The organism is Streptomyces diversicolor (genome assembly GCF_057537855.1).
On sequence record NZ_BAAJXA010000022.1, the window covers coordinates 102,832 to 116,244 of the forward strand.

5 protein-coding genes are annotated in these 13,413 nt (G+C 66.9%); all 5 read left to right on the top strand.

What is annotated here, in order from left to right; genetic code table 11:
* Positions 1-346 precede the first annotated feature (346 nt).
* The 5 genes from AC27LF_RS25780 to AC27LF_RS25800 all read left to right on the top strand — a co-directional run bounded on the left by AC27LF_RS25780 (position 347) and on the right by AC27LF_RS25800 (position 13,235).
* Positions 347-3,040: a LamG-like jellyroll fold domain-containing protein gene (locus AC27LF_RS25780; RefSeq protein WP_479658795.1), complete on the top strand. Its 2,694-nt coding sequence runs from the start codon at positions 347-349 to the stop codon at positions 3,038-3,040.
* A gap of 21 nt (positions 3,041-3,061) precedes the next feature.
* Positions 3,062-4,633 carry a LamG domain-containing protein gene (locus AC27LF_RS25785; protein WP_479658794.1) on the top strand — a complete coding sequence of 524 codons (1,572 nt, stop codon included), beginning with the start codon at positions 3,062-3,064 and terminating at the stop codon, positions 4,631-4,633.
* 484 nt (positions 4,634-5,117) lie between these two features.
* On the top strand, positions 5,118-11,774 hold the full coding sequence (locus AC27LF_RS25790) for a polymorphic toxin-type HINT domain-containing protein (RefSeq protein WP_479663713.1): 6,657 nt from the start codon (positions 5,118-5,120) through the stop codon (positions 11,772-11,774).
* Entirely contained in the window at positions 11,767-12,450 is a 684-nt protein-coding gene (locus AC27LF_RS25795; protein WP_479658792.1) for a hypothetical protein, read from the top strand. Before AC27LF_RS25790 ends, AC27LF_RS25795 begins: the two co-directional genes overlap by 8 nt.
* A 134-nt stretch (positions 12,451-12,584) precedes the next feature.
* Complete coding sequence (locus AC27LF_RS25800) at positions 12,585-13,235, top strand: hypothetical protein (protein WP_479658791.1); 651 nt, start codon at positions 12,585-12,587, stop codon at positions 13,233-13,235.
* Positions 13,236-13,413 lie beyond the last annotated feature (178 nt).

The window sequence follows — 13,413 nt, forward strand, 5'->3', positions numbered from 1 at the left end:
AGCCCCGAGTCTGACTCCGGCAGCGCAGCCAATGGGGCCGCCCGGAAACCCTGGCTGGGTTGACGTTCGGTATCACGTAGTGACATAGGTGAAAGGCGTTGCCGTATCTATGGAGTGTTCACCTTAAATTCCCCTTGATTTTGCCGTGCGCTTCCATTTCCTGTTGGGTGTAATGGCTAAGTGTGGACATCGTGACGGATGTCACACGGATTCTCCATAGATTTTGTCGGTCGAATCCTTGGATTTGCCCATCGGTTTGTCTGGACGAGCTGTTGCCCTCCCTCTACCTTCGACTGGCGATAATTTGATCATTTTGTCGATAAAAGGTCCGGGGAGGGGCTGGGGGATGACGGTTCCCAGACGGCGGCGCGCCGCTGCATGCGCAGTGAGCGCCGTTGCAGGTCTGACGTTGCTGGGCGGGATGGTGCCGGCCTTCACGGGGACCGCGGTCGCCGCTCCTCGGGCGCAGCAGGAAGTGGCCCAGGGAGCGGCGACGGCGAAGGGCACGGAGAGCGCCGCTTTCGCTCAGGCCGCGCGTTCGGGAAAGAAGGTGGAGATCACCTCGCTGCGTGGTGAGACCAGCGAGACGTACGCCCTTCCGAATGGCAATTTCGAGGCCGTGGAACATCTGCGCCCGGTGCGAGCTCGGGTGGATGGTGAGTGGAAGACCATCGACACGGCGCTGGAAAGGCGTGCGGACGGCAGTGTCGCGCCCAAGGTGGCAACGGTGGGTATCGCGTTCTCCGGCGGTGGGAAGGAACAGCCGCTGATCACGCTGGAGCGGGCGGGCCGGAGGCTGTCCCTGTCCTGGCCGACGGCGTTGCCCGAGCCGTTGATCGACGGTGACACCGCGACCTATCCGTCGGTGTTCGAAGATGTGGACCTTCAGGTGAAGGCGAGCGTCGACGGCGCCTCGGAGATGCTGATCGTCAAGACGCCCGAGGCCGCGGCCAATCCGAAGGTGGCCGAGCTGCGGCTGGCGATGGACGCGCACGGCATGGACGTACGCATTACACCGGAGGGTGGTCTTGCGGCGGTCGACCAGGGCGCCGGGGGGCCGGTCTTCGAGGCTCCGCAGCCGATGATGTGGGACTCCAGTAAGGGCACGTCGACCGGGGCCGCACGTACCACAGGGGCGATGGCGGCCGAAGCCGCCGATCCCTCGCACGGTCCCGGTGAGTCCGTGAATGTCGCGCCCATCGGCGTGAGCATCCCCTCGGTCGACGCGCTGGTGCTGAAGCCGGACCAGAAGCTGTTGAAGAATTCCACGTTCCCGGTCTATATCGACCCGCAGTGGTACTCACCGAAGGCCGGTAGTTGGACCTTTGCCTCCCGCTACTGGGCCTCGTCCCCGCAGTGGAAGTTCAACGGCAACTCCGACTCGGGTATGGGCTACTGCGCGGGTGACGCGCGCTGCGCGCCCGAGGACGTGAAGCGGATCTTCTATACGATCCCGACCTCGCGCTTCGCGGGCAAGACGGTCCTGTCGGCGGAGTTCGTGGTGAACGAGACGCACTCCTACGACTGCACCAAGACCGAGGTAGAGCTGTGGCGCACCAAAGGGATCAACTCCTCGACGACGTGGAACACCCAGATCGCCGACGGCTTCTGGATCGATCTTCAGAAGACCCTGAGCGAGGCGAAGGGCTGGAGCAGCGACTGCCCCGGCGGCAGCGTGGAGTTCTGGGCGCTGCGTGCAGTGCAGCAGGCGGCAGCCAACGGGTGGTCGACCACGACGTTCGGACTGAAAGCCAAGGACGAGAAGGACCGGTTATCGTGGAAACGATTCTCCGACGACGCGTGGCTGCGGGTTGAGTATAATCGCCCGCCGACGCAAATCCGTATGTCGCAGCTGACGCAGAACCCCGGCGGTGCTTGCTCCTCGACGGCCAAGCGGGTCCGCATCCTGCCCACGATCCGGGCGAACAACGTGACGGACCCGGACGGTGACAACATCGCCGTGCAGTTCCAGGCGTCCTGGGACGCCGGTGACGGCAAAGGCTACACGGCCCACTGGACCTCGGCCCGGACGACGTACAAGAAGTCGGGTTCCGATTTCTCCGTCTCGCTTCCGGCGAGCATCCCCAAGAACAAGACCGTAGGCTGGCACGTGCGCTCCTACGACAGCGCGCAGTGGTCGCCGTGGAGCTATTCGGGTTCGGCGACCGACTGCCTCTTGGTCTACGACACGAGCGTGCCCGCCGGTCCCTCGATCGTTTCCACCCAGTACCCGGCCTCGGACCCTGAGGACCCGAACGACCCGTGGCTGGACGGGGTGGGCCGGTACGGCACCTTCACCATCGACTCCTCGTCCACGGACGTGTCCAAGTACTGGTTCGGCATCAACGGCGACCCGACCAGCGCGCACACGCTGACCACCTCTGGTGGCGCCGCGCAGACGACGAAGTTCATGCCGACGAAGTCCGGCGTCAACTTCATTACGGCGCAGGCCTTCGACACGGCGGGCAATGGCAGTGAGATCCGCACCTACCAGTTTCGTGTCAACGCGGGCCAGCCTGACCGGCTCAACATGAAGCTCAACGAGGCAGCCGGCTCGGCCACGGTGAGCGGAGCGGGCGGGGAGTGGCCGGCTCTGCTGAACGGTGCGGCGCCGGGTGGGGAGGGCGTCCTGGGCCACGGCCTGCGGTTCGACGGCGCCGACGACTACGCCGCCACTACCTCCCCGGTGCTCAATACACGCAAGAGCTTCTCCGTGTCGCTGTGGGCGAAGCTCGGCGACATCAACACGGGTACGGGTTCCGTGGCCTTGGCTCAGGACGGGGCGAACACGACTGCCTACGAGCTCTACTATTCTCCGTCCCGCAACGGCTGGGTTTTCGTCCGGCACACGGAGGACAAGGCCGATTCGACCGCGTCACGTGCGATGCAGCCCGCCTGTGCGACGGGGGACACGCAGTGCGCTGGCAGCCGTCTCGGGGTGTGGACGCATGCGGTCGGTGTTTTCGACAACCCGGCTTCGCAGGTGAAGCTGTACGTCGACGGTGCCTTGGCCGGTGCGGCGGCCTACGACTCGCTGTAGGACGGCCGGGGGCGCACGGTTTTGGGGGCGACCGATGGTGGTGGCGAGCTCAACAGCTTCTTCACAGGTGGTCTCGACGAGGTCCAGTTCTTCGACTACCAGCTCACCGACGCCCAGATCGGCCGCCTGTACGCCAAGCAGCCGGTGGACACCAACCGTCCGGCGAAGGTGGTCTGGCCGCTCGACGAGGAGGCCTCGGCGACCGTGGTCGCCGGTCGGTCGCAGGAGGTGTCAGCGTCTGTCAACGGTGGAGCCGTGCTGGGCTCGGCGGGCGTTGACGGTACGGCGGCGACGTTCGACGGCGTCGACGACGGTGTGATCACCTCGCGGCCGGTGCTGGACACCTATCAGAGCTTCGCGGTCTCCGCCTGGGCCAGGCTGCCCAAGGACAAAGAGAGCCGGGCGATGATGGCGGTGACCCAAGGAAGCGCCAGTGTCCCAGGTTTCGAACTGGTCCACTCCTCGGCACTGGGCGGCTGGGCCTTCCTGCGCGCCGGTTCCGATTCGACCAGCGCCACGTTGGTACGGGCCCGTCAGAACGCCTGTGATCCGAACGTGAACTGCGCGGCCGCCCGGCTCGGGGAGTGGACTCATGTCGTGGGCGTCTACGACTATGACGTCGGTGAGATCCGGCTCTACGTCGACGGCGTACTGAAGGACACGCAGCCCTTCACCACCCCCTGGCTTGCCACCGGCCCGGTCACCCTGGGCTACAAGGTGACGGGTGGACCCCAGGCGTTCATGAAGGGCGACCTGGATGATGTCCGGCTGTTCGACCGGGCGCTGTCCGGTGACGAGGTAAAGGAGCTGAACAAGGCCCGTCCGGTAGTCCAGGGCCGCTGGAAGCTGGACTCCGGCTCCGGCACACCGGTGACCTCCGCCGACGACTCGTCGGGCCAGCGGACGCTGACGCTGGGCGGCAACGCGTCCATCGACACCTCCGGCAGCTCCAACTACGTTGGTACCGGCGGTCTGCTGCTGGACGGCGATGGCGACTACGCATGGACTGTCACCTCGCCCGTCTCCACCGGGACCAGCTTCACCGCCACCGCGTGGGTGAGCGCTGCGGCCCGGCCGGATCATCCGGTGACGGCGTTCTCGCAGGCGGGCTCGGTCAACAGCGGCTTCGCGGTGCGATACGTGCCCAGCGCGACCGACCCTGCGAACGCCGGCCGGTGGCAGCTGGCAATGCCGGGCTCCGACGCCAAGGGCGCGACCGTGGCGACGGCCGAGCATCCCAACTTCATGAACAACACCAACTGGAACCATCTGGCGGTGGTCTACGACGCCTTCGCCGACCAGATGCGGCTGTATGTCGACGGCAGCCTGCAACAGGTCGTCTGCACCGACAGCGACGAGGACGGTAGCCCGGATCTTCCCGGGTGCACCGACTCCGTGTCCTGGAACTCCCACGTCCTGCCCTTCAATGCCACTGCCGGCCTTCAGCTCGGCCGTGGTAAGACCGACGGCACACCAGGCGAGTACTGGCCCGGCGTGATCGACGATGTGTGGACCCTCCAGGGCGTGGCGTCCGAGGAGCAGATCGCCCGGCTCGCGAACGGCGAGGATCTGGCCACGGCCCCCGGCCCGTAACAGCAGGCACGACCAGTGCGGGGACGGGACCCAAGGGCCCGCCCCGTGCATGGGGGGGACCTTTGTACCCGCCACTCAACGGGATGGGCGGGGTGATTCGCAGGCGGCCACGGTTCCGGTTGGGCCGCCGCATGATCTTGGCTGGACGGGCCTGGGCCCGCGCAGCCGTGTCCATGCAAGTCAGGATGACTCCCCTGTGTTGTGGGGACTCCAAGGCTGAGGAGGGGCCGCTGTGGCGGTGAGCACATGGGGGTGGGCGAGAGCGCGGCGGAGAGTCGCCGTGACCGTGTCCGGGGTGCTGGTCGGAACACTGCTGCAAGGGGCGTTCACGCCGTCGACGGCACAGGCGGATGACATGCCGGGGGTCCCGGCATCGGAGAAGCCGATGTCCGGGCACACGGTGAGGCCGCTTCCGCGGGGGACGGGCGGGCAGCGCAAAGTGCCGGACGTGCCGCCGCGGCACGCGTGGCCGAAGGCCGGGTCTGTGACGGTGACCCTGCGGCCGGGAGAGAAGGCGGTCACGCGACGGGCGGGAACGCTGCCGGTGTCGCTGACGGCACCCGCAGCGCGGGGGGCGCAGAAGGCACCGACAGCGTTATCGGGTGCCGCGACCGTACGCGTGCTGGACGCGACGGCCGCCCGGAAGGCCGGTGTCGGGGGCCTGCTGTTCTCCGTGCGGCGCGGGACCGGTGCCCAGGGCACCGAGGTCGGAGTCAGTGTCGACTACTCCGCCTTCGCGCAGGCGTACGGCGGTGCCTATGCCTCCCGCCTGAAGCTGGTACGGCTGCCCGCCTGTGCCGCGACCACCCCGCAACGCGAGGAGTGCCGTACGCAGCAGCCGGTCGACGCCCGCAACGACGGGACCAAGCTGTCCGGCGACGTCAGCATCGCGGGCGTCGAACCGATGATGCTGGCGGCGACCACAGCCGTCGCCGACGGCGCCTCCAGCGACCACGGCGACTACACCGCCAGCCAGTTGTCCCCCTCCGCGACCTGGTCGACGAGCCTGAACTCGGGCAGCTTCTCCTGGTCGTACGACATGCCTGTGCCGGGCGTGCCCGGCAAGTTCGCGCCCAGCGTGGGTCTGTCCTACTCCTCCGGGGCCATCGACGGCCGTACGTCCTCGACCAACAACCAGTCGTCCTGGGTGGGGGACGGCTTCAACCTGTGGCCCGGCTCCATCGAGCGCAGCTACAAGGGCTGCGCCGAGGACGACGTGAAGAACGCCGACGGCAACAAGCCCGGCGACATGTGCTGGGCGTACGACAACGCCACCATCTCGTTCAACGGGCGCGCAGGCGAGCTGATCCCGACCGGTACCGACACCTTCAGGATCAGGGGCGACGACGGCACCAAGGTCCAGCGTGTCTACGGCACCACCACCGACGTCCGCTCCAACGGCGCCCGCAACGACGAGTACTGGAAGGTCACCACGACCGACGGCACCCAGTACTTCTTCGGCTACAACCGCCTGCCCGGCTGGGCGTCGGACAAGGACGCCACTGACTCCACCTGGACGGCCCCCGTCTACGGAGACGACGAGGGCGAACCCTGCCACGCCGCCACCTTCGCCGACTCCTGGTGCCGGCAGGCCTACCGCTGGAACCTCGACTACGCCGTCGACGTCCACGGCAACGCGATCGCCTACTACTACAAGAAGGAATCCAACTACTACGCTCGGAACCTCACGGCCGCCGACGAGACGGCCTACGACCGCGGCGGCTACCTGGACCGGATCGAGTACGGCCTGCGCAAGGATGCCGTCTACTCGGCCAAGGCCCTTGCCAAGGTCACCTTCACCTCGGCCGAGCGCTGCCTGCCGCAGACCGGTGTGACCTGCGACGCCTCGACGATCGACGACCAGAAGTTCTACTGGTACGACACGCCGTGGGACCTGAACTGCAAGTCCGGGGAGGACTGCACCAAATCCGCCTCCCCGAGCTTCTGGACCCGTAAGCGCCTGACCGGGGTCACCACGCAAGTGCTGAAGTCGGACGGCACCTACGCCCCGATCGACACCTGGACGCTGGGACACCGCTGGGGCATGGCGGACATCGACTACCAACTGCTGCTCGACTCGATCCAGCACACCGGCAAGTCGGCCACCCCCGAGATCACCCTGCCCAAGGTCACCTTCGGGTACCACCAGGACGCCAACCGCCTCGACGTCACCGGTGACGACACCGCCCCGTTCATCAAGGAGCGCCTGTCCACCGTCGCCGACGAGTCCGGCGGCCAGATCGACGTCAACTACTCCGCGGCGGCCTGCGACGCGGGCAACCTGCCAACCCCGCAGACCAACAACACCCGCTGCTATCCGGTCTACTTCACCAAGTCCGGCGACCCCGACCCGACCCTGCAGTGGTTCAACAAGTACGTGGTGGAGTCGGTCACCGAGACCGACCGCACCAACTCCTCGCCGGACATGGTCACCCGCTACGACTACCTCGACGGCGCGGCCTGGCACTACGCCGACGACGACGGCCTGACCAAGGAGAAGTACAAGACCTGGTCGCAGTGGCGCGGCTACGGCCATGTGCGAGAGCGCACCGGCGGCCAGGACCCGGTCGGCATGAAGTCGCAGACCGACCACTACTTCCTGCGCGGCATGGACGGCGACCGCAAGGGCCCGTCTACCGCCGACGGCACCAAGTCCGTCACCGTCTCCGACGACAACGGCGCCACCATCACCGACCACGATTCCGCGGCCGGCTTCGAGTACAAGACCGAAGAGTACAGCGGCCCAGACGGCCGGGTGCTGGAGAAGACCGTCAGCACGCCCTGGCACCACCAGACGGCCAGTCGGGTCCGGGCGTGGGGCACCACCACCGCCAACCTGACCGGCACCGCCTCCGTCCGAACGTGGACCTCGCTCGACGACGGCATGGGTAACAAGTGGCGGCAGACCTACCAGACCAACACCTTCGAGAACACCGCCGGCCGAGTCACGCAGCTCGAAGACTTCGGTGACATCGGCACTGCGGCCGACGACCAGTGCACCCGCACGACCTACGTCGACAACACCACCGCCTGGATTCTGACCAAGCCCTCGCGAGTGGAAACCGTGGCGGTCAAGTGCGACGCAGTCCCGGACCGCGCCAAAGACGTCCTGTCCGACATCCGCACCGCCTACGACGGACAGGCGTACAACGCCGCCCCCGTCAAGGGCGACCCCACCCACATCGCGAGCCTGAAGTCGCACAACGGCACCACTGCGACCTACCTGGAGTCCGGCGTCACCTACGACACCACCTACGGTCGCCAGCTCACCAGCACGGACATCACCGGCACGGTCACCGCGACGCAGACCGGCACGCCGGCGCGCACCGACCGCAGTGACGGCCGGACGACGACCACGGCGTACAACCCGACCACCGGTTTCCCCACCACGGTCACCGTCACCACCCCGCCGGCCACCCCAGGTGCCCCCTCCACCGCCCAGACCAGCACGACCACGTACGACACGCTGCGCGGACTGCCCGTGACCGTGCTGGACACCAACAACAAGCGCACCGACACCACCTACGACGCGCTCGGCCGCAGCCTCAAGATCTGGCTGCCCAACCGCTCCAAGGCCAACAGCCAGACTCCGAACTACGAGTTCGACTACACCATCACCGACGGCAAGCCGGTGGCGGTGGCTACGAAGACGCTGAAGAACGACGGTGGGCAGCGCACCTCGTACACGCCGTACGACGGCTTTCTGCGAGCCCGCCAGACCCAAGCCCCCGGCCCGTCGGGCGGCAGGCTGATCAATGACGTCTTCTACAACGAACGCGGCCTGATGGCCAAGACCTTCGCGCCGTACTACAACACCGGCGCACCCTCCACCGACCTGCTCAAGCTCGACAACGCCCTGGCGGTGGAGACCCAGACCTGGAACACCTACGACGGCCTCGGTCGGGTCACCAAGTCCCAGCAGGTGGCCGGCAACGGCGACGGCGGCACGGTGCTCGCCACCACCAGCACCGGCTACGGCGGCGACCGCACTACGGTCACTCCGCCGGCCGGCGGAACTCCGAGCACCACCATCACCGACGTCCGCGGCCGCATCACCGACCTGCTGCAGTACAACGCCGCCACCCCGACCGGGACCCCGTCCACGACCCACTACGACTACGACCCTGCCGGGCGGCTGTCCGCGGTCACCGACCCCGCCGGCAACAAGTGGACGTACAGCTACGACCAGCGGGGCAACAAGACCGGGGCGAAGGACCCTGACAAGGGCGAGTCCACCTATACCTACGACGACCGCAATCAACTGATCACCAGCACCGACGACCGTGAGCCGAAGCAGACCATCACCCACGTCTACGACGGCCTGGGCCGCGAGCTGGAGACCCACGACGGCACCGCCACCGGTCCGCTGCTGACCAAGCACGTCTGGGATCCGGCCGGCTACGAGGGCCAGCCGGCCTCCACCACCCGCTACGTCGGCGGCGCGAGCGGCAGCGCGTACACCACCACCTACAACATCTACGACACGCTGTACCGACCCAACCGCGTGACCACTACGATCCCGTCGTCCGAGGGCGCCCTGGCCGGGGCCTACCAGTCGAACATCAAGTACAACCTCGATGGCACCGTCCAGTCGAGCAGCTACCCAGCGGCAGGCGGCCTCGCCTCCGACGTCCTCACCCCGACGTACGACGATGTCCTGCGCCCGGTGACGCTCTCCGGCACAGGCGGCGTCACGTACATCACCGGTACGGCCTACAGCTACACCGGCAAGCCGCTGCAGTTCACCTATCAGAGCGGTGGCAAGAAGACCCAGGTCACCAACACCTACCAGTGGGGCACCCAACGCCTGGACAACTCGCGCGTCGACCGCGAGGGCGTGCCCGGTGTCGACAAGTCGTCCACCTTCGGCTACGACGAGGCCGGCAACATCACGTCGATCAGCGACGTGTCGCGCGACGGCACCGACAATCAGTGCTTCCGCTACGACCACCTCGGCCGCCTCACCGAGGCCTGGGCCCAGGGCACCACCGGCTGCTCCGCCACCGCAGGGTCCCTGCTCGGCGGGCCCGCGCCTTACTGGCAGTCGTACACCTACGACGCCACCGGCAACCGGCGCACCGAGACCCTCCACGACATCGCCGGCGACGCCGCCAACGACGTCAAGCGTACCTACGACTACCCCGCGCCCAAGTCCCCGCGGCCGCACGGCCTGACCCAGGTCACCACCGCCGGGCCCACTGGCACGGCGATCGACACCTATTCGTACGACAGGGTCGGCAACACCCACACCCGAACCATCGACGGTGACCAGCAGACCCTCGGCTGGGATGCCGAGGGGCACCTCGCCAAGGTCTCCGACGGCACCAAGACCACCTCGTACGTCTATGACGCCGACGGCAACCGCCTGATCCGCCGCACCGACGCCGACACCACGCTCTACCTCGGCTCCACCGAAATCACCCTCGCCAAGGGCGCCACCGCCGCCGAGGCCACCCGTTACTACGACCTCGGAGGCGGCAACCAGGCGATCCGCACCGACGACGGCAAGCTGTCGTTCCTCCTCGGTGACCACCATGGCACCTCCGAACTCGCCGTCAGCGCCACCGACCTGTCCATGCAACAGCGCCGCTCCACCCCCTTCGGCGCCTCCCGCGGCCAGACACCCGCCTCATGGCCAGGCCAGAAGGGTTTCATCGGCGGCACCGACGACACCACGACCGGGCTGACCCACCTCGGGGCCCGTGAGTACGACGTCGCGACTGGCCGCTTCATCAGCGTCGACCCGGTCATGGACTCGGCCGACCCGCAGCAGATGAACGGCTACAGCTACACGGAGAACAACCCGGTCACCTACAGCGACCCCACGGGCCGCACGAAGTGCGACGCCGAACCCGAGGTGTGCGGCAAGAAGGACAATCGCTGCGACTCGGCGTGCGTGAAGAAGAACATCGAGAAGGTCAACAAGGCCAACAAGGCGACCGAGGAGTACTTCAGGAAGAAGCGGCAGAAGGAGGCGCAGAAGCTCTACAACTACTTCTTCAAGCCGTCGAAGTGCTTCGGTAATCCGGTCCTGCCGCTCCCGAAGTACGACACCTGTTACACCCAGGCGGAAATCGACTCCGACAAGCAGCTCCTGAAGACCGTCATGTCGGCCTTCGGTGACATGACGATGCTTGAGCCCTGGTACCAGTGCGCCTTCAATCAAAACCAGGACAAGTGCGACACCCTCGGCCTGTCCATGTCGACGGGGGATGCCGGCGCCATTGCCAGGGGCGGAGCCAGATTCATCGGCGCTATGGCGAAGGCCGGGCGGGTTCTGTGCAGCTTCACCCCCTCGACCCGCGTGCTCATGAAGGACGGGCGCACCAAACAGATCGGGAAGATCAAACCCGGCGACAAGGTGGAGGCGGCGGATCCGAAGACGGGCAAGCACCGAGGGGCACGCACTGTCACTGCTCAAGGTAGCCACCGTGACACGGACCTGGTCGACCTGAGGATCCGTGACAAACAGGGCCGTACCGTCACCGTCCCCACCACTTTCAAGCACCCCTTCTGGGACGCCACGGCGCACGCGTGGATCCCGGCCGGCGAGCTCACCACGGGCCACGACCTCAGCACCGCCGAGGACGGCGACGTCCGCCTGGTCGGCGTGCGCCACCGGGTCGGCGAGGCCGAGATGTACAACCTCACCGTCGAGGAACTGCACACGTACTATGTACTCGCCGGTTCCACGCCGGTCCTGGTCCACAACTGTGATCTCGCCCTCGGCTGGCGCACCATGGGAACCGGGGAATGGGCGAAGGGCAATGGCTTCAGCCACATGCTGAACAACCCCGACGACGGCTGGAAGGCCCCCGTGGCGCGCATGATCGGTGACCCGAACGTCACCCTCCACGTCAACATGAAGGGATGGGACACCGACTTCGCTGGCGCGGTGCGCAACGGTCTCCAGGGGGGCAAGGCCACGGAGCTCGAAATGAGCTGGATCGCCATGGCGGTGGCCAATGGCCAGCGTTCCTGGGACTCGGTGCGCTTCTACGATGCCGTGGGCAAGGACGGAAAGATCATCGAGGTGCCACGGCCGCCCGAGCCCGACTGGTCCACCTTCGGCAAGCTCGGTCCCGTCGACAGCAAGTTCACCTTGTGCAATTGCGAAGGGTCGGTTCCCTGGGATGAGTAGCAACAGGTCGTCGAAGCAATCCTGGGATCCGACAGGGCTCTACCCCGATCTCGACATGTCCGATGGTCTGACCGAGGCGCTGAAGCGCCGCGCCGCCGCTCTCGGGCTGCTGCTTGACGGTCTCGTCGAAGGGTTCGCCGGGGCGGATCTCGCCACCGACCGAGGTACCGTCAATATCTGGGTCGGCGCCAAAACGAGAGTCTTCGGTGTCAAGATCTACGAGCCTGACGTCCTCGAATGGGCGGCCGGGGCGACCGAGGACGTCGACCAGGCACTCCAGGCAGTAGCCGCCTGGCAGCGCGGCGAGTCCCTTGCCGACTTCGTGTCGGAGTTCCCGTTCATGCGACCGGGGACGCTGGCGCGTGCGTTCGCGGAGGGAAGGCTCACCGAAGGGAAGTGGCAGGAGCTGCTGGACTCGCAATACCCCACAGGCGGTCAGCGGCTCCTCGTCAGCCTCGCGCCCTTCGCTGAACTGCGAGGTTTCTACCCGGACGTCAGCTACGGCGAGCTTCGTTTCACCATGCCCCTTCCCCGGCGGGGCGATCGGGTGTTCCGCGTCCAGAAAGACGGGGCTGGATTCCACGTGAAGGAATCAGGGCCGCAGCCCCGGGAGTACTCGCTTGACACACTCGATGAAGTGGTCCGTCACGTCGTCGAGTTCTTCGGCTCGGGCTGACCGAGCCCTGGGCGGAGGGCCCACCTCGCGATCGAAACGGCAAGAGGCTTCTTATCGGTCGATCCTGCGGCCGATGAGCGCCAGTTCCGGGTGGGTATCCGTATTCCGGACTTTGCCTGGGCGATCGGCTCCACGTGGACCCGCTGGACGCGGTGAGCCGTCAGGTTCTGGTGAATGAGCTGGACGGGGAGCGTTATGAGGTCATGCGAGTCGGTGTGTCCGGGGCCGTGTGGGTCGAGGTGCCGACCAGCGAACTGATCGCGTATCTGCGGGCCGACTTGTCCCTGTTCCTGGAAGCCGCTCTGTATCCGGATCTCATCGAAAGGGGCTGTCTCGTCTCCGCATTGGAGAGTGTTGACCGTGAGAACGGCCTGCATGTGGGAACCCCCTGCAGCGAGCACGCGTCGGGGCCGGGGCGCTACAAGAGCGCCGTCATCGAGACGGAGCGCGGCAGGATGTCCATGCTGCTCGGGACGCACGAGCGGATGTTCTCCCTCGACATCCGGGGGAGCGGATTCACGTGGGCGGACGGCATGACCGACGATCTGCGGGAACTGGTCAGTGCGGTCGCGGCCTGGCAGAGCGGGATGCCCGTGGATGAGTTCGCCAGGACCTTCCCGTTCATGCGGCCCGGCCCGCTTGCCCAAGCGTACGAGAGCGGTGATCCGGTCGCGGCTCAGTGGGAACGGCTACGGACAGCGGAGGTCTACGACGACGAGCGGCCTCTGGTGGAGGCGGCCCATGCGGACGGCCGAGCAGAGGTTCTTCGGCGTCAAGGTCTGTGAGCCCGCCGTCGTCGTATGGGCGGCGGGAGCGACCGTGGATATCGACCAGGCGCTTCGGGCGGTAGCCGCCTGGTAGGACGGCGAGCCTCTCGGCGACTTCGTGTTGGAGTTCCCGGTCATGACCCCGGGGAGGCTGGCGTGCACGTTCCCGGAGGGAAGGGGCGCCGAAGCCAGTGGC